The following is an 18,080-nucleotide window of genomic DNA, read 5'->3' on the forward strand; positions in this document are numbered from 1 at the left end:
GGGGATCAACGAGCATTACTGCACTGGATCGGCGTAGGCGCCATCGTCGGCAAAGCCGGTCGGTACCGCCTAGAATCCAATGGATGCCGACTCCCTCCACGCCGTTGCCCTGTTCCGCGTCGAAGCTCGCTCGCTGCCGCGGGGCCGTGTTGCTGGCCGTGCTCGCCTTGCCCTGCGCGGCAGCTGGTGCCACCGAGGCCGATGCGTGGTCGCTGGATCCGGTGCATACCCGGGTGATGTTCGCCGTTTCCCACGCAGGATTTTCCAAGGCATTGGGGACGGTATCGGGCAGCGAGGGGGTGTTGTTGTTCGACCCTGACGACTGGAGCAGCGCGCAGCTGCAGGTAACTGTACCGCTGGCGCAGCTGGAGCTTGGCGACGCCGACTGGAACGAGGCGGTGCTGGCCTCAGGACTGCTCGATGCCGGGACTTACCCAAGCGCGCATTTCCGCTCAACCACGGTCACCGGTCATGACGCCGCACACGCCCGGGTTTGTGGTGAGCTGACGTTGCGCGAGGTGACCCGGCCGCTGTGCCTGGACGTCGTGCTCAATGCCATCAAGCGCCACCCGATGCCTCCGTTCCGGCGCACCGTGGGCTTCTCCGCGACCGCCACCCTGAGCCGTAGCGACTTCGGCATCGACGCATGGCCGTCGATGATCGGCGATGAAGTAGGTTTGCGAATCGAAGCCGAAGCGGTCCACGCGCGCCGCTCGGCAGCCGCCGAACTGTTGCAACCACCACCGACAGCAACCGTCCCCGAGACACCGATGCCCCTACTGCCCACCATCCCCCCGGTCACCGAGCTGGGCGAGCCGACCCGGACCCACGTCGAGTTGCAACCATGAGCCTCAAGAATCCCGTGGACCGCTGGGGCGCCGTCAGCCAATGGCTGCACTGGGTCATCGTGGCCTTGTTGCTGTGCCTGGCGGTGATCGGCCTTTCATTGGACAGCCTGCCCAAATCCCCGAAGTATTTCTGGGTCTACGACCTGCACAAATCCACCGGCCTGACCGTACTCGCCCTGACCGTGCTGCGGCTGGCCTGGCGCGTGTACGCGGGAGCCCCGGACCGGCTCCCGGGCCTGCCAACCTGGCAATCGCGCATTGCCTCGGTCACCCACGGCCTGCTGTATGCGTTGATCTTCGCGATGCCGCTGTCGGGCTGGTTATACGACTCCGCCAGTGGCTTGCGTCCGTTGCACTGGTACACCCTGTTCGAAGTGCCCAAGCTCACCGGCCCCAACCCGGCGCTGCGCGAGTTGGCTCACGGCGCCCACGAATGGCTGTTCTGGGTATTGGTGGCGTTGGTCGCCGTGCACGCGGGCGCGGCCTTCTATCATCATTTTTTCGAAGGCGATGCGACCCTGCGACGCATGCTGCCCAAACCGCGCACTACCGACCGGGAGTCCCCTGATGACACTTGATTACCGCTATCGACAACGACCGGGCCACCTGCTTGCCAACCGCAGGTTCGGCGTCGGTGTGATCAGCTTCGGCTTGCTCGCCGCCGCGCTGGCGCTGGTCAGTGCACCGGTGCTGGCCGCCAACTACGTGCAGGCACCCGGCTCGACCCTGACCTTCGCGTCAGGATTCGAGGGCGAGATTTTCAGCGGTCACTTCCAGCAATTCACCACTACGCTGCGCTTCGACCCACAGCAACTGGAAGACGCCGAGCTGGACGTGGTGATTCCACTGGCCAGCGCGACCACCGCCAACCCCGAGCGCGACGAGACCTTGCAGGGCAGCCAGTTCTTCAACGCCGCGGCATTCCCGCAGGCCCGTTACCACGCCAGTCAGTTCCGTCACCTGGGTGGCAACCGTTATGCCGCCGATGGCGAACTGACCCTGCGTCAGGTTACGCACCCGGTCACGCTGGAGTTCACCTGGACCGATGGTGCCAACCCGGTATTGACGGGCAAGGCGGGCATCCAGCGCCTGGCGTTTGGTGTTGGCGGCGGCGATTGGGCCGACGTTTCGATGATTCCCAACGCCGTCGCCGTAAGCACCCGCGTCAACCTGCAGCCCGCGCCCTGAGCCAAACTCAGCGCAGGAACCCCGCCAGCCGAGCCTCATCAAACGGCCAGTCCAGCTCCAGGCATCGCGCCTCGTCGCGCAACACCGGTACGCGCGCGCCATAGCGAACTTCCAGTGCCTCGTCGCCGTCGATGAACACGCTCTCGAAATCCGGCGTACCCGCGCCGGCCAGCACCGCCAACGCCAGATCGCACAGGTGGCAATCGTCGCGCTGGAACAAGGTGAGCACTGGGATCAAGGCATGAACCACTGCAGTGGAGGGCAAGAGGCGGGTGACGCTGCGGGCTATGATAGGCCGTACCACGCGCCCCGCCCATTCCACTGGATACGCCATGTCCGTCAGCTGTTTCGACCTGTTCAAGATCGGCATCGGGCCGAGCTCCTCCCATACCGTGGGGCCGATGCGAGCGGCCGCCCGCTTCATCGAGCGCTGGATCGTCGACAACGGCGATCTTGAGCGCACCGCGCGCGTGCGGGCCGAGGTGTTCGGCTCGCTGGCGATGACCGGCCGTGGCCACGGCACCGACAAGGCACTGATGATGGGGCTGGAAGGCCATTGGCCGAACCAGATCGACCCGGACATCATTCCCGGCACGCTGGAACGCATCCGCAGCGAGAAGCGCCTGCGCCTGTCCGGCCGTCACGAGATCGGCTTCGACGAGAAGCACGACCTGATCATGAACAAGCGGCAGAAGTTGCCGTTCCACACCAACGGCATGCGCTTCACCGCCTTTGATGCGGACGGCGAGGTCATCGCCACACGCGATTACTACTCGGTCGGGGGCGGTTTCGTGGTCAACCAGGACGAGGCGGCCGAGGATCGTATCGTCGCCGATACCAGCGCCGTGCCCTACCCGTTTTCCTCCGGCGATGAGCTGCTGGCGCGGGCAGAAGAAACCGGCCTGACCATCGCCCAGATGATGTACGCCAACGAGCAGGTCTGGCGCACTCCGGCCGAGATCGACGCCGGGCTGGACGAGTTGTGGGCGGCGATGCAGTCCTGCGTCGAGCGCGGCATCCGCTCACCCGGCACCCTGCCTGGCGGCCTGCGCGTGGGTCGCCGCGCACCGCGACTGCATGCCGACCTGACCGAGCGTCCGCCTTCCGACCACGACGATCCGCTGACCATGCTCGACTGGGTCAACCTGTTCGCACTGGCGGTCAACGAGGAAAACGCCGCCGGCGGCCGCGTGGTCACCGCGCCGACCAATGGCGCAGCCGGCATCATCCCGGCAGTGCTGCATTACTACGACCGCTTCATTCCCGGCGCCAACATCGAAGGCGTACGCACCTTCCTGCTGACCGCCGCCGCGGTGGGCATCCTGTACAAGGAAAACGCCAGCATCTCCGGTGCCGAAGTCGGCTGCCAGGGCGAGGTCGGCGTGGCTTGCTCGATGGCTGCCGCCGGTTTGACCGCGGCGCTGGGCGGCAGCCCGAGCCGGATCGAGAACGCTGCCGAGATCGGCATGGAGCACAACCTCGGCCTGACCTGCGACCCGATTGGCGGACTGGTGCAGATTCCCTGCATCGAGCGCAACGCGATGGGCTCGGTGAAGGCGATCAATGCCTCGCGCCTGGCGATGCGCGGCGACGGCCAGCACAAGGTCAGCCTGGACAAGGTCATCAAGACCATGCGCGACACCGGCCGCGACATGCAGGACAAGTACAAGGAGACCTCGCGTGGAGGGCTCGCGGTGAACGTCATCGAGTGTTGAGGCACGCCTCCCGCCATCGGCCCGTCATTTACGGGTCGGAAAGCAAGAGCAACTGCTCAGCAAGGTGTTGATCGCGCAATCCGAAGGGCGTCATCAAGCAAGCCCGCGGCGGTGACGTGGGCACCTGCTCCGGGGCCCTGGATCACCAGCGGCTGCTCGCGATAGCGATCCGACCAGATGGCGAGCTTGTTGTCGGTTCCTGCACCTGCGACAAGCGGGTGGTCTTGCGGCAGGGATTCCAAGCCGACACGGGCCTTGCCCCGGCTTTTGCCGAAACTGTCCAGGCGCGCGATGAAGCGCAAGGCCTCGCCGCGCTTGCGGGCCGCCGCAAAACCGTCGCGCAATGGCTCATCCAGCGCCGGCAATGCCGCATCGACACCCGCGCGGGCCACACCCTCCAGCGCTTCGGGCACCAGCGATGCAACCTCGACTTCGCGGGCCTCCAACTCAACCCCGGCCGCGCGGGCAAGGATCAGGATCTTGCGCCGCACGTCTTCTCCCGACAGATCCTCGCGCGGGTCGGGCTCGGTGTAACCGGCATCACGTGCCTGGCGGACGAAACCCGAGAACGGGCGCAACCCGTCGTAGTGGTTGAACAGCCATGCCAACGATCCCGACAACACCCCGGCAATGGCATGGATACGGTCGCCGCCGGCCTGCAGTTCGCGGATCGTGCGCAGCAATGGCAGGCCGGCACCAACCGTCGCGCTGTCGCCATACTGCGCGCCGCCGTGCTCGGCCGCGTGGCGGATCTCGCGCCAACGGGTCAACGACGTGCCCTGCCCCAGCTTGCACGCGGTGACGACATGGATGCCTTGTGCGAGCCAGGTCGCATGGTGCCCGGCCACTTCGTCGCTGGCCGTCGCATCGATGACGATGCGATTTCCGCTCCCATGCAGCGCCCGTGGCAACCGATCCAGATCCACCGATCCGCGATCGGCGGCAGTCATCGCGCTTACGTTGCTTACGCCAGAACCACTGGCAAAGCACGTCCGCGCATCAGACGGACACAAACTCTCACCCTGCAGGGCAATGCGCGAATTGCCAGCGTGCGCCAGCGCCAATGCATCGCCAAATCGCGTACCCGTCCAGTCTGCCATCCGGGCCAACACCGCCTGGCCGACATTGCCGGTACCCAGCAATGCGACCCGCGCGATCGGCAAGCGGCTATAGCCAGCCGCAAGGGCGCTACTGGCCGCGTGCGCGATGCCGGCACGCTCGGCGATCAGGGCATTCATTTCGCCACGCGCGCGACACCGCGGGCCACGGCGTCCACACGATCCAGCGCGGCAGCGATATCGGCAACCAGATCATCGACATGCTCGATGCCGACCGACAACCGCAGCAGCCCGTCACCGATGCCCGCTTTCGTCCGCGCTTCGGCCGACATGGCCGCATGGGTCATCGTCGCCGCGTGCGCAACCAGGCTTTCCACGCCGCCCAATGACTCGGCCAGAGTGAAGTACTCCAGCCCATCCAGGAACGCGCGTACGGCTACTTCTGCCTCCAGTTCGCCGTGCTCCAGCTCGACACTCAGCATCGCGCCGAATCCGCTTTGCTGGCGCGCGGCGACGGCATGACCCGGATGGCTCTCCAGCCCCGGGTAATGCACCATGCGCACGGCTGGATGCGCATCCAGCAACTCGACCAGTGCAAGGGTGTTTTCCTGATGCACGCGCAGGCGCGCATCCAGCGTTCGCAGGCCGCGCAAAGTCAGGAAGCTGTCGAACGGCGAACCGGTGATACCCAGACAATTGGCCCACCACGCCAGCGTCTGGTGCACCTCGGCGTCTTTGGCGATCACCGCCCCGCCCACCACGTCGCTGTGGCCGTTGATGTACTTGGTGGTCGAATGCACCACCACGTCGGCGCCAAACGAGATGGGCTGCTGCAACGCGGGTGACAGGAAGGTGTTGTCGACCACCACCCGCGCGCCAGCCGCATGCGAGGCCTCGATCACGAAGCGCAGGTCGGTGATGCGCAGTAACGGGTTGGATGGCGTTTCGATCCATACCAATGTCGGGCTTTGCGCCAATGCCTCGCTGAGCGCGCGCGGATCGGTCAGGTCGACCGTGATCAACTCGAACGCACCCTTGGTTGCCAGCGCATCGAACAAGCGCCAGCTGCCGCCATAGGCATCGTGCGGTACCACCAGCCGGTCGCCGGGCTTGAGCAATGCGTTCAGCACCAGGGTGATCGCGGCCATGCCGGTCGCGGTGATCACACCGCCTGCGCCACCCTCCAGCTCGGCCAGTGCCTCGCCGAGCAGGTCGCGGGTCGGATTGCCGCTGCGGGTGTAGTCGTAGCTGCGCTTGTCGTTGAAGCCAGCAAAACTGAAGTTGGACGACAGCACCAGCGGTGGCGTCACCGCACCAAACGCGGGGTCACGGTCGATGCCGGCACGCACCGCGGTGGTGGAACGATGACCGCGACTGCGGTCCAGCGAATGCAGGCTCATGCCGATGCCCGCGCATCGGCTTCGACGGATGCCCGCGCATCGGCTTCGACGGATGCCTGGGCATCGGCGACATCCAGCAATGCCTCGCGCAGGATGCGGTCGATCGCTTCGGGTTCCTTGAGGAAGGCATCGTGGCCGTACAGCGACCGCAATACCTGCAGGCGGGTCTCGCCGCGCAGGCGCTCGACCAGCTCATAGGCGTCAGCCACCGGCACCAGCCGGTCCTCGGCCACCGCGACCACGGTCACCGGCACCCGTACCGTTTCAGGTGACAGCGCCTGCAGGTCGATCGACTCGGACAAGCGCACGAACGCGGTCGCGGCGGTGCGGCTGGCGTAGTGGTTTCCGCAGTGCTCCAGATAGTCCTCGGCTGCCACGCGCACCTGGCCATTGACCACCTTGGCGGCGCCGAAACGGCCGTCGAACTCCTCCGGCGTGCGGTAACTCAGGATCGCCAACTGGCGCGCCAGGGCCAGCCCGTGGGTGTCGTCGCATTGCAGTGCACCCAGCGTGACCGCACGTCGCTGCAACGCGCGCCACGCGCTGGCATAGGGGTGGGAACGATGGCAGCCGCTGATCGCCACCAACCGGTGCAGCCGGTCCGGGTACAAGGCGGCGAACTGCAGGCCGACCATGGCACCGTAGGAGCAGCCGATGAAGGCGGCCAGCCGCTCCACGCCCAAGCCATCCAGTAGCGCCGCAACCGCATCGGCCTGGTCGGCCGGGTCGATCGGTGCGTCCAGCGCACCGTCGCTGCCAACCCAGTCGAGGGACAAAATGGCGTGATGCCCGGGATCCAGCGCACGGTCTGGCCCGCACTGCGCGTCCCACCAGCCGGCGTCGCCGAAGGCCGCACTGGCCGCGACGTGGCGGTCGGCGGAAATGCCGCCGGCCACCAGCACCACCGGCAACCCGGGCTCGCCGATCCACTCATAGCGCACCACCAGCGCGCGCCGGCCGGCATGGCGCAAATCAAGCTCGACTCGGATCTCGCCACGTCGGGCATTACCAACCGCCGCGGTGTCAGGTGCGACGGTCAAGAAGGACGGAGTCTTCCCGTGGGCGGCATCGTCGTCGCAGTCGGAAAGAGACGGGGTGGCAAACGGGACAAGTTGCAGGCTCATGGCGGCTTCCGGAGTGGCGGGAGCCATCGAGCAGGATGGCCGGCACACCCCGAGGGCGAGCCAGACAACCATCTTTCGGTGACCGGCCAGAGGACCGGGTACCGCAGGAATTGGCACCTTCGCGCCGCTTGCGCTGCGCTAGGTTGCCCCGGCTTCAAAGGGCCTGTCCCTCTGCCGGTCTCGATGGATGCGAAAGAGTCTGCCAGCGTATTTTCAAAGTGTCAATCGCTTTATCCGGATCAAGCGATTGATAAAATTCTCCGGTCACGGAAATCTCGGAGCTGCCGACAAGCACTACACTGCCGCACCATCGCCACCCGCCCGACGAAGATACCGCCGCATGATCTGTCGCCTGCTTGCCATCGCCTGCATCGCGCTCCTGCTCAGCGCATGCGCCACGGCCTCCCTCCCGGCAACCGGGCTTCACACCGTCGCAGAGCGCTACGTCTCCGCGCCGTATGCGAAAGCCGAGCTGGACTCGCTGGCGACCTGGCGCGCACACGACGGCAAGACCTGGTTGATCGCCAGCGCCAAGTCGACCCACGAGCTGATGGTGTTCGATGTCGACAGCGGCGCCTTATTACGCACCATCGGCGGCAAGGGCAAGAACCCTGGACAATTCAACCGGCCCAACGGCGTCGCCGTGCATGGCGACCGCCTGTTTGTCGTGGAACGCGACAACCACCGGCTGCAGGTGTTCGACCTGCCCGGGCTGCAGCCCGTCGCAGACTTCGGCGAGGACGTGCTGCGCAGTCCCTACGGCCTTTGGATCAACGACACTGCACCGGGCGAACTGGATATCTACGTCACCGACAGTTTCATGTACGGCGAGCATTACGACATCGTGCCGCCGCTGCCCGAGCTCGACCAGCGCGTACGCCGCTTCCGCGCGCAGACCGATGCAGTCGGTGAATTGCAGATCAATTACCTCGGGTCGTTCGGTGAAACCCAGGGGACCGGGGCACTGCAGGTGGTCGAGTCGATTGCCGGCGACGCCGCCCACGACCGCCTGCTGATTGCCGACGAGCATCACTCCGGCAACCAAAGTCGCCGCATGTCCACCTTGCGCGAGTACACCCTCGACGGCCGCTACACCGGCGTCAGCCTGCCGTCGGGCACGTTTGCGGCCGACGCCGAGGGCATTGCCTTGTGGCCGTGCCGCAATGGCGCCGGTTACTGGGTTGCGGTCGACCAACACGATCCATTGACGAGCTTCCACGTGTTCGAACGCAACAGCCTGCGTCCGGTGGGCAGCTTCCAGGGCCAGGTGACCTCCGGTACCGACGGCATTGCCTTGCACCCCGCCAGCACGCCGGCATTTCCTGATGGCGTGCTGGCCGCCGTGCACGACGACCGGGCGATAGCCGCATTCGACCTTGCGGACATCGCCAGCACCCTCGGCCTTTCCGCGGATTGCACGGGCACCCGATGAAGCGCTCCCGGCGACTGGTACCGGGCTTGGCGATCGCGTTGATGAGCATCGTGCCGCTCGCCCTCGCCGGCACCCTGTACCGCTGGACCGATGCCAACGGTGTCAACCATTACGGCGACCGCCAGCTCCGGGACACTCCTCCCCAAATGCAGAGCGGCAGGATTCCGGCCTTCGTCGAGCCCACGGCGATCGCCCGGCTGCGGATCGAGGCACGTGGCAGCGAGTACTACGTCTGGGCCGACAACCAGCTGAGCGGTCCGATCGAGGTGATGCTGCATTACCGGCACCACCGCAACACCACCAGCGATCCCGCACTACCGGCGCGAGCGACGGTTCCCACCGGCGGCAGCACCGTAGTGTCGGTACTGCGAGCAACAGATCCTGGCCAGCGGGTGGATTTCGACCTGCGCATGGACAGCCTGCCGGGCAACCCGAGCGCGGCGCCTGGCGATACCACCTACCTGCTGCCGGTGGCGCGCGACACCGCGGAAATCGACCAGGGGTATGGCGGAACCTTCAGCCACGACGACCCGGAAAATCGCTATGCGGTCGACTTCGCGGTACCGGTCGGGACACCGGTACTGGCGGCACGTGGCGGCGTGGTGATGCAACTGGAAGAGGGATTCGAACGCACCAGCCTGGACCGGAATGCCTACGCCGACCGCGCCAATTTCATCCGGCTGCTGCACGACGACGGCGCGATGAGCCTGTACGCCCACCTGCAGGTCGATGGCGTGCTGGTCCACGCCGGCCAACGCGTCACCGCCGGCCAGCAAATCGGCCTGTCGGGAAACACCGGCTTCACCACCGGCCCACACCTGCACTTCGCCGTGCAGGTGAACCGGGGCATGCGGCTGGTCTCGCTGCCGTTTCGCATGCAAGGCGTGGATATCCCACCGCCACGTTGAGGGTCTCCAACGCGACGATCGGTCGACACCAGCGGCTTCAGGCGGCTTCGGCGTTCTGCCCGATCTGCTCCGCCATCAGCCGCCATTGCGGAAGCTTGTCAATCACGCCAACCGAGTGCAGGTAGCCTTCGTCCACCTGGGTATTGCGTACCAGCGCGGAAGCCACATGGACCGCTCCGGTGACCCAGAAGCCGGTCGAGCGCATGCGGCGCGGCCTGGATTGATGCGCCACGGCCTCCACGATGGGCATCGGCAACCCCCACAGGCCGAGCAGGTACGCACCCGCCTCGGCGTAGCCGGGGCTCGCAATACGGATGTCCATATCGACATCCGGCTCAGACTCCAGGTCCGGGGCCACCTCGCCACCAATCCCGGGCAACAACAGGCCAACCTCGGCAAGCAGTCCGGCGGTTGCCGCCAACTCGGCGCTGGGCCCGGCCAGAAGCTTCCTGGCCAACTGCGACGTTGCCAGCGCGCGCCACTGCATGGCCTCCCGGTCAACCCCGCTGGTTTCCTGGTCGGACTCGCCGGATCCGCCAAGGGCCTCACTGACCAGAACCAGTTGCCCCAACATGCCCAGTCCCAGGCGGGTCACCGCGGAACGGATATCCGTAATCTCCCTGCCGGCCGAGAAGAATGCCGAATTGCACAGCCGAAGCACCTTCGCCGCAAGCGCCGGGTCCTGCGAAAGCACATAGGCGATCTCCGCCATGCTGACATCCGGATCGCGCATCAGCTGCACCAGCTCGATATACATCCGCGGCGCCGGCGGCAACGACTCGACCTGGCCGACACTCCGCTTGAGCTCTTCGTTGTCCAGCAACAGCCGCAGATCGATGAAACCCTCGACCGCGTCGATCAGCTCGCCGCCGTCCAGTGGCTTGTGCAGCACCCGGTGTGCGCCATCAAGGGCGTGTACGGCCTCGCCGCCCTGCCCGCGCTCCAGCAGCAGGATCCGCACCGCATCGGGGTACTTGGCACGCAGCTCGGTCAGCACCTCGGAACCATGCAGGCCCAGGTCAGTGACCAGTACGTCGACGGGTCGGTCCAGGGTAATGACGGCGGCAGCGTCGGCGGCGTACTCGACCTGCCAATCCAGTCCGAAATCGGAGAGCGCCAACTTCAGCTCATCGGCCTGTCCTGCATCCTCACCGGCAATAACTATGAACACTGATAATTCTCCATAGACGTGGCGAACGAAACGCCCGCCCAACCGGTGTAGCGGCCAGTGTCTTCCAGACTTTAGGCAAGTCCGGAACCCGGTCACATTCGCCAGCCCTATAGTTGCGCCCTTCCCCGCTCTGCTGGCGTGCCCGTGCGCGCCGCGGCTCGCGGCATCAGATGCTCAATGCCGCCCGACGCTGCTGGCGGAAGACGTTGACCATCAGGGTGATCATCAGCAGCAGTACCGCCACGACAAAGATGCTCATGCCGAGGTAGTCACCACGCAGGCCCTGCTCGAAGTTGGCGGGCAACTGGCCGCCGTTGGGAATGAACTCCACCGCTGCCATGCCGGTGTAATGCATGCCGCAGACGGCCAGACCCATCACCAGCGCACTGCCCACCATCTGCCAGCGGCCGCGCAAGTTGAAGGCCAGCCACAGCGCCGCGATCGACGCGACGATGGCAATGGCTACCGAGAGCGCGACCAGCCCGGTGTTGTACTCCATCGTGGCCGGCATCAGCATCGCCATCATGCCCAGGTAGTGCATCCCCGCCACTCCCAGCCCCATGCAGACGCCGCCACTGACCAGCTTGGGCCAACTGAAGGCTCCGCTGCCCGCCAAACCAAAGCCGAGCGAACAGGCAACCAGCGCAATAAGCGCCGACAGGACCGTCATTGGAATGTCGTAGGCGACCTCCATGCCGACGTCGCATGCCAGCATGCCGAGAAAATGCATGGTCCAGATCGCACCGACACCCACGGCCGTGCCCGCAGCCAGCACGGCCCTCCAGCGCTGTCCTGCGCGCGCCACGGGAATGGCTATGGCCAACTGCAAGGCCGTGAATGAGCCCAGCACGGCAACTACGTACGAGAGTGCGACTAGAAAAAAACTGTAATCCTGATGTGCGGCATGCATGCCCAACCCCCTTTGGTCAGTGTCGGAACGACGGAGTACTCGCCGGAAGCGCCGGCTGGATCGCAACGGCGGAAACCGTCAGTGAGATATTTCGAACGTGCAGGCGTCCGCACCCGTGCTGCGGCAAAAAGTCTCGCGCACGTAAACCCTTTCCCCCTGCACGGATTCGCTCAGCAATCCTTCCAGGTAGCCGCAGAAGAAGCGGCAGCCGCCCGACTCCACCCCGGGCTTCGCCAGCGGATGATCGGACAACCGCAGTTGTTCGCCCTGCAACTCGACCGGGGCCAATGCACGCAACGCCGGCAATCCGATGCGCTTGACTGCGTCGTGAAGCTGCAATTTCGCACCAAGGGAAAAATCACGCTTGTATACCCATGCACCAGTGCGACGGCCCGCCAGGTGCAACGAGGCGTGACGCGCGTCCGGCGCCAGCGACCGCTCAAGACTGAGCAGCCAGGGGAAAATTCTAGGGTAGTCCTTTGCGATTTGCGGCAGCGCCGCCTCCACCTTCTGCGAATCTGTCTCTGTCGCCTCCATGGATGTCGGTGCGGGCGCAGAGGCAGGCGGTGCAGACACGGCCGATGCAGCCAGAGGTGACGCTGCCGACCCCAGCATCGACGAGGCAACGCTGGCCGGAGAACCGTCGTACAGCGCCGCTTCGAAGCTGCGCACCCGCGCATGCGTGGCGAGGGCCTCCTCCAGCACCATCTGTCGCTCGGCCGGGCCACGTATCAGCAAGGTCAGGCAGGCCTCTCCCGCACTGCCCCTGGTCAGTCGTTGACGCTGAACGGTAAAGCCGTTGCTGTGTACTACCCGGCCAAGCTCAACCAGTAACCCTTCCCGATGATCGGATACGACCTGAACTTCCAACTGGATCATGCCCCCTCCCCTGAGTGCAGATACGGTCCGATAAGTGGTCGTATTCGGAAACTTCCTTTACACCACCACGATTCCCGTTTCAGTAAAGCCGATGCCCATGTATTGCGCAAGCACTGCCCTGCACTCGCCGAAAACACTCGCTGGCTGCACGGTATCGCCGTCGCATGACGACGACTTGCCACCACCCCCTATAATTGCGTCCTTCCCCGCTCTGCTGGCGTGCCCGTGCACGCCGTCCCCATGTCCGATGTCTCCCAGCAGGCGCTGCGCCGCCGCACCTTCGCCATCATTTCCCACCCCGATGCCGGCAAGACCACGCTGACCGAGAAGCTGTTGCTGTTCGGCGGCGCGATCCAGATGGCCGGCTCGGTCAAGGGCCGCAAGGCCGCCCGCCATGCCACCTCCGACTGGATGAAGCTGGAGCAGGAACGCGGCATCTCGGTGACCTCCTCGGTGATGCAGTTCCCCTACAACGGACACATCGTCAACCTGCTCGACACCCCGGGCCATGCGGACTTCGGCGAGGACACCTATCGGGTGCTGACCGCGGTCGACTCGGCACTGATGGTGATCGACGTGGCCAAGGGCGTGGAAGAACGCACCATCAAGCTGATGGAGGTCTGCCGGCTGCGCGACACGCCGATCATGACCTTCATCAACAAGCTGGACCGCGATGGCAAGGACCCGATCGACCTGCTCGACGAGGTCGAGAGCGTGCTGGGCATCCAGTGCGCGCCGGTCACCTGGCCAATCGGGATGGGCAAGCGGCTCAAGGGCGTGGTCCATCTGGTGACCGGTGAGGTCCACCTGTACGAGCAGGGGCGCAACTTCACCCGCCAGGATTCGACCATCTTTTCCTCCATCGATGACCCCGGGCTGGAAGCGCGGATCGGCGCTGCGGCGCTGGCCGAGGCACGCGGGGAGCTGGAGCTGGTCCAAGGCGCCAGCCATCCGTTCGAGTTGGACAAATACCTCGCCGGCGAACAGACCCCGGTGTTCTTTGGCTCGGCGGTCAACAACTTCGGCGTGCAGCTGCTGCTGGACTTCTTCGTCAAGCATGCTCCCAGCCCGCAGCCGCGCGCGACCACTACCCGCGACGTGGATCCGACCGAAGACAAGCTGACTGGCTTCGTGTTCAAGATCCAGGCCAACATGGACCCGCAGCACCGTGACCGTGTCGCTTTCATGCGGATCTGCTCGGGCAAGTTCACCGCCGGCATGAAGGCCTTCCACGTGCGTACTGGCAAGGAACTCAAGCTCGCCAACGCGTTGACCTTCATGGCCAGCGACCGCGAGATCGCCGAGACCGCGTACTCCGGCGATGTGCTGGGCATCCACAACCACGGCACCGTGTCGATCGGCGACAGTTTCAGCGAAGGCGAGCCGATCACCTTCACCGGCATTCCCAACTTTGCACCGGAACTGTTCCGGCGTGCGCGCCTGCGCGATCCGCTCAAGCTAAAGCAACTGCAAAAGGGCCTCGCCCAACTGAGCGAGGAAGGCGCAACCCAGTTTTTCCGGCCGCTGATGAGCAACGACCTGATCCTGGGCGCGGTCGGCGTATTGCAGTTCGAGGTGGTCGCCTACCGGCTGAAGGCCGAATACGGCGTGGACGCGATCTTCGAGTCGGTTGCCGTCTCCACCACCCGCTGGATCCGTTGCGACAACGAGAAGAAGCTGGAGCAGTTCCGCGACAAGAATGCCAGCCACCTTGCCCTGGATGCGGCCGACCAGTTGGTCTATCTCGCCCCGACCCGGGTCAACCTGCAGTTGGCACAGGAGCGCGCACCGGATGTCGAATTCCTTGCCACCCGCGAGCAGGCGCATGCGGTGAGTGTGAGCTAGCCACTGAACGCGCCACAACGTATTCACTCCCGCTTTACCGGCCAGTATCGAAGGTGGACAGCATGTCCTCCTGAGGGTTCCGACCGATGCCAGCCCCCGCAGCCGCAGCCGCGGACGCGCCACAGCAACCCGGCGGCCAGACCTCCGGCGCCGGCAACGCCGGGCGCTGGTGGCAACAGCCGCGCCGCCATCCTTGGCTGACTGCACTGGGCATACTGGTACTGGCATTGATCGTGCTGGTTCTGTTGTGGGACTGGAACTGGTTCAAGGGGCCGGTCGAGCGTCAGGTCGAAGCGCGCACCGGGCGCGAGTTCAAGATCGGCGGCGACCTGGATGTCGACCTGGGCTGGGTGCCGACGATCCACGCTGACCAGCTGAGCTTCGGCAACGCCGACTGGTCACGGCAGCCAACCATGGCGACCGCCGACCGGGTCGATATCAGCATCGACCTGCGCCGGCTGTTCCGCGGCGAGGTCCGCATTCCCGAGCTGCGCCTGGCCACCCCCAGATTGAACCTGGAAGCGAACCCGAAAGGCGGCGGCAACTGGCAGTTCGGCAGCACCGGCGGCGATACCGACCTGCAGTTCCGACGCATATGGATCGACGACGGCAAGCTTACGTTCCTGGATGCCGCCGCCAAGACCGACATCAAGGTCGATGTAACCAGCACGCAGGCGCGCGACCCGCGCAACGCCCCACCGATCAAGGTCGACGGCGGCGGGCAGTGGAACGACAACAAGTTCACCCTGCAGGGCAGCGCCGAATCGCCGCTGGAGTTGCGCGACACCGAAGCGCCTTACCACATCGACGTCCACGCACAGGCCGGCGCCACCAAGGCCCATGCCCGCGGCACCCTGCGCGACCCGCTGCGCCTGCGCGATTTCGACCTGCAACTGACGCTTGCCGGGAAAAACCTGGAAGACCTGTATCCGCTGATCGGCGTCGCGCTGCCACCAACCCCGCCTTACACCCTCGACGGTCGCTTGAACCGCAACATCAAGGGCGAGAGCACGACCTGGCACTACGACAAATTCGCCGGCACGGTCGGCGACAGCGACCTGGGCGGCGACGCCGCCTTCACCACCGGTGGCAAGCGGCCTTTCCTGCGCGCGAACCTGCACTCGAAGCGACTGGATTTCGACGACCTCGCCGGCTTCATCGGCGGCGCGCCGGAGGTCGGCAAGGGCGAGACCACCAACCCCGAACTCGCCGCCCAGGCGGCGCAGCAAAAAACCAGCGCGCGCGTGCTGCCCGACACGCCCTACCAACTCCAAAAACTTCGCGCGATGGACGCCGACGTGCGCCTGAAAGCCACGCGCATCAACTCGCCGTCGCTGCCGCTGGACGACATGGACGCGCACCTGAAACTCGACGCCGGGTTGCTGCTGCTGGACCCGTTGAACTTCGGCGTCGCCGATGGCGATATCCGTTCGACGGTGCGCATGAACGCGCGCGAGGCAACCATTCACACGAATGCCGACGTGGCCGCCAGCGGCCTGACCCTCAGCAAGCTGCTGCCCACGGTGGAACTGGTCCAGAACGCCATCGGCAAGCTCAGCGGCCATGCCACCCTGGACGGCAGCGGCAATTCGATCGCCGCGATGCTGGGCAGCAGCGACGGCGATGTCGCGCTCGGTATCGGACAAGGCAAGATCAGCAACCTGCTGATGGAGATGGCCGGCATCGATATCGCGGAGATCATCAAGTTCAAGTTGACCGGAGACCAGCTGATCCCGATCCGCTGCGCGTTTGGCGACTTCAAGGTCGACGGCGGCGTGATGACGGCGCGCGCGCTCGCGGTCGATACCACCGACACGATCCTGGTCGGCGAAGGCACGATCAACCTCGCCACCGAGCATCTGGACCTGGTCATCAAGCCGCGTCCGAAGGACCGCAGCCTGTTCGCCTTCCGCGCGCCGTTGCTGCTCGATGGGACATTCAGGAACCCGGACTTCCGCCCGGACATGGGCGCGATCGGCCTACGCGCCGCAATCGCCCTGGCCCTGGGCAGCATCGCCCCGCCGGCCGCGTTGCTGGCGACGCTGGAACTGGGTCCGGGCGAGGATTCGGGCTGCGGCGGTAAGTACGCGAAGTAGCGGTAACGCGTCTGGTCGCACCGCCGTCGTGCTTCAGCTGGCGATGTATCGCTGCAGCTGGTCCAGCTCGACCTGCTGGTCCTCGATCACTGCCTTCACCAGGTCGCCGATCGATACCAGCCCCAGTACCTCGCCCTCGACCACCACCGGCAAGTGGCGTATGCGCTGGTTGGTGACCAGCGCCATGCAGTGTTCGGCGGTGTCATCAAGACCCACCGTGAGTACATCGACGGTCATCACCTCGCGCACCGGTGTGGTGGCCGACGAGCGCCCCTGCAACACGATCTTGCGCGCGTAGTCGCGCTCCGACACGATTCCGGCCAGCCGGCCATCGTGGATCACCAACAACGCACCGATGTGCTTCTCGGCCATCAGCCGGATCGCGTCGATCATCGGCGCATCCGGGCCGATCGCATAAACCTCAGAGGCTTTCGCTTCGAGCAGGTGCCGTACGTTGCGCATGGCCTTGTCCTCCTACGGGATGAACCTGCTCCGAGCATACCCCGGACGCCGGCTGCCAGGCGTCCACCAGGTACAGCGGGCGCTGCTTCGATTCCTCGTACAGCCGACCCAGGTACTCACCGATCAGTCCCAGCGCGATCAACTGCACCCCACCCAGGAACAGGATCACCGCCATCATCGTCGGCCAACCCTGCACCGGATCGCTCCACAGCAGCGCCTTGCCGATCACCCACGCGCCATAGCCGAACGCCACCAGCGCCGTCAGCAGGCCCAGGTAGGTCGCCAGCCGCAGCGGCGCGGTGGAAAAACTGGTGATGCCTTCCAGGGCGAGGTTCCACAACCGCCACAGGTTGAACTTGCTCGTACCGGCCAGCCGCGCCTCGCGGTGGTACGGCAGCGAAACGCGATTGAAGCCGACCCAGCCGAACAAGCCCTTCATGAAGCGATGGCGCTCGCGAATCTGTCGCAGCGCGTCGAGCGCGCGGGGCGACAACAGGCGGAAGTCACCGGTGTCGGCCGGGATCGGGGTCTTCGACAGCCGCCCGATCAACCGGTAAAACACGTGCGCCGTCGCGCGCTTGAGCCAGCCCTCGCCCTCGCGAACCAGCCGGGTGCCAAAGACATCATCATGACCTTCGCGCCACAGGCCGACGAAGCGCGGAATCAGCTCCGGGGGATCCTGGCCATCGGCATCCAGGATCATCGCCGCCCCGCGCTCGACCCGGTCAAGGCCCGCCGTCAAAGCCAGTTCCTTGCCGAAGTTGCGCGACAGGCGCAATAAAGAGATGCGGGGATCCGCCGCCGCCAGTTGCTGCAGCACGCTCCAGCTCGCGTCCACGCTGCCATCGTCGATGTACAGCACCGTGCCTTCGATGCCGTACTCGTCGGCCACCACCTGCAGTGCCGCGGCGATGCGCGGCTGCAGCAGCGACAGGCTTTCCGCCTCATTGAAGGCCGCAACGACAACGGTCAGGCAATCATCGGGCAAGTGCTGGGTACTCATTCCGGCATGGTATCCGACCGGGCGCGGTCAACGCCGCCGGG

The 18,080-nt window shown here is 65.6% G+C and carries 16 protein-coding genes, 1 pseudogene and 1 riboswitch; of the genes and pseudogenes, 8 read left to right on the forward strand and 9 right to left on the reverse strand.

Annotated features, from left to right (window positions below; translation table 11 throughout):
- Positions 1-83: 83 nt before the first annotated feature.
- The 3 genes from ACW7G0_RS09220 to ACW7G0_RS09230 are packed head-to-tail and all read left to right on the forward strand — an operon-like array spanning position 84 to position 2,036.
- Entirely contained in the window at positions 84-848 is a 765-nt protein-coding gene (locus tag ACW7G0_RS09220; RefSeq protein ID WP_456989250.1) for a YceI family protein, read from the forward strand.
- Positions 845-1,426: a cytochrome b gene (locus ACW7G0_RS09225; RefSeq protein ID WP_456989251.1), complete on the forward strand. Its 582-nt coding sequence runs from the start codon at positions 845-847 to the stop codon at positions 1,424-1,426. The genes ACW7G0_RS09220 and ACW7G0_RS09225 overlap by 4 nt, the downstream gene beginning before the upstream one ends.
- On the forward strand, positions 1,416-2,036 hold the full coding sequence (locus tag ACW7G0_RS09230) for a YceI family protein (RefSeq protein ID WP_456989252.1): 621 nt from the start codon (positions 1,416-1,418) through the stop codon (positions 2,034-2,036). Before ACW7G0_RS09225 ends, ACW7G0_RS09230 begins: the two co-directional genes overlap by 11 nt.
- A 7-nt stretch (positions 2,037-2,043) precedes the next feature.
- Here the strand turns inward: ACW7G0_RS09230 and ACW7G0_RS09235 are convergent, their stop codons facing one another.
- Positions 2,044-2,265 (reverse strand): glutaredoxin family protein, encoded by a 222-nt coding sequence (locus ACW7G0_RS09235; RefSeq protein ID WP_456989502.1) that lies wholly within the window; start codon positions 2,263-2,265, stop codon positions 2,044-2,046.
- Positions 2,266-2,368: 103 nt separating this feature from the next.
- Here ACW7G0_RS09235 and ACW7G0_RS09240 point away from each other — a divergent pair, with 103 nt between their 5' ends.
- Positions 2,369-3,751, forward strand: coding sequence for an L-serine ammonia-lyase (locus ACW7G0_RS09240; protein ID WP_456989253.1), 1,383 nt, complete (start codon positions 2,369-2,371; stop codon positions 3,749-3,751).
- A gap of 56 nt (positions 3,752-3,807) precedes the next feature.
- Here the strand turns inward: ACW7G0_RS09240 and ACW7G0_RS09245 are convergent, their stop codons facing one another.
- The 3 genes and pseudogenes from ACW7G0_RS09245 to metX form a co-directional block, all read right to left on the reverse strand.
- Entirely contained in the window at positions 3,808-4,989 is a 1,182-nt protein-coding gene (locus ACW7G0_RS09245) for a homoserine dehydrogenase (protein ID WP_456989254.1), read from the reverse strand.
- Positions 4,986-6,209: an O-succinylhomoserine (thiol)-lyase gene (locus ACW7G0_RS09250; RefSeq protein ID WP_456989255.1), complete on the reverse strand. Its 1,224-nt coding sequence runs from the start codon at positions 6,207-6,209 to the stop codon at positions 4,986-4,988. The genes ACW7G0_RS09245 and ACW7G0_RS09250 overlap by 4 nt, the downstream gene beginning before the upstream one ends.
- A gap of 77 nt (positions 6,210-6,286) precedes the next feature.
- Positions 6,287-7,327, reverse strand: a pseudogene (gene metX / locus ACW7G0_RS09255) (homoserine O-succinyltransferase MetX); the annotation flags it as partial.
- A 71-nt stretch (positions 7,328-7,398) separates the two neighbouring features.
- Positions 7,399-7,523, reverse strand: a riboswitch (SAM riboswitch).
- A gap of 150 nt (positions 7,524-7,673) precedes the next feature.
- Between metX and ACW7G0_RS09260 the strand changes: the two are divergent.
- On the forward strand, positions 7,674-8,765 hold the full coding sequence (locus ACW7G0_RS09260) for a 6-bladed beta-propeller (protein WP_456989256.1): 1,092 nt from the start codon (positions 7,674-7,676) through the stop codon (positions 8,763-8,765).
- Complete coding sequence (locus tag ACW7G0_RS09265) at positions 8,762-9,673, forward strand: peptidoglycan DD-metalloendopeptidase family protein (RefSeq protein WP_456989257.1); 912 nt, start codon at positions 8,762-8,764, stop codon at positions 9,671-9,673. The genes ACW7G0_RS09260 and ACW7G0_RS09265 overlap by 4 nt, the downstream gene beginning before the upstream one ends.
- 37 nt (positions 9,674-9,710) lie before the next feature.
- Here the strand turns inward: ACW7G0_RS09265 and ACW7G0_RS09270 are convergent, their stop codons facing one another.
- The 3 genes from ACW7G0_RS09270 to ACW7G0_RS09280 form a co-directional block, all read right to left on the reverse strand.
- Positions 9,711-10,844: an HDOD domain-containing protein gene (locus tag ACW7G0_RS09270; protein WP_456989258.1), complete on the reverse strand. Its 1,134-nt coding sequence runs from the start codon at positions 10,842-10,844 to the stop codon at positions 9,711-9,713.
- 166 nt (positions 10,845-11,010) lie between these two features.
- Positions 11,011-11,754 (reverse strand): MHYT domain-containing protein, encoded by a 744-nt coding sequence (locus tag ACW7G0_RS09275; RefSeq protein WP_456989259.1) that lies wholly within the window; start codon positions 11,752-11,754, stop codon positions 11,011-11,013.
- A gap of 78 nt (positions 11,755-11,832) precedes the next feature.
- Positions 11,833-12,633 carry a hypothetical protein gene (locus ACW7G0_RS09280; RefSeq protein ID WP_456989260.1) on the reverse strand — a complete coding sequence of 267 codons (801 nt, stop codon included), beginning with the start codon at positions 12,631-12,633 and terminating at the stop codon, positions 11,833-11,835.
- Between the two features lie 240 nt (positions 12,634-12,873).
- Here ACW7G0_RS09280 and ACW7G0_RS09285 point away from each other — a divergent pair, with 240 nt between their 5' ends.
- Together ACW7G0_RS09285 and ACW7G0_RS09290 are read left to right on the forward strand one after the other, a co-directional pair.
- A complete protein-coding gene (locus tag ACW7G0_RS09285) occupies positions 12,874-14,478 on the forward strand; it encodes a peptide chain release factor 3 (protein WP_456960877.1) in 1,605 nt (534 codons plus the stop codon).
- Positions 14,479-14,564: 86 nt separating this feature from the next.
- Entirely contained in the window at positions 14,565-16,574 is a 2,010-nt protein-coding gene (locus ACW7G0_RS09290; protein ID WP_456989261.1) for an AsmA family protein, read from the forward strand.
- A gap of 33 nt (positions 16,575-16,607) precedes the next feature.
- On the opposite strand, the gene ACW7G0_RS09295 is transcribed toward ACW7G0_RS09290, so the two are convergent.
- Together ACW7G0_RS09295 and ACW7G0_RS09300 are read right to left on the reverse strand one after the other, a co-directional pair.
- A complete protein-coding gene (locus tag ACW7G0_RS09295; RefSeq protein WP_456989262.1) occupies positions 16,608-17,036 on the reverse strand; it encodes a CBS domain-containing protein in 429 nt (142 codons plus the stop codon).
- On the reverse strand, positions 16,996-18,039 hold the full coding sequence (locus ACW7G0_RS09300; protein ID WP_456989263.1) for a glycosyltransferase family 2 protein: 1,044 nt from the start codon (positions 18,037-18,039) through the stop codon (positions 16,996-16,998). Before ACW7G0_RS09300 ends, ACW7G0_RS09295 begins: the two co-directional genes overlap by 41 nt.
- Positions 18,040-18,080: the final 41 nt, after the last annotated feature.

This window comes from Lysobacter sp. A286 (genome assembly GCF_054052105.1).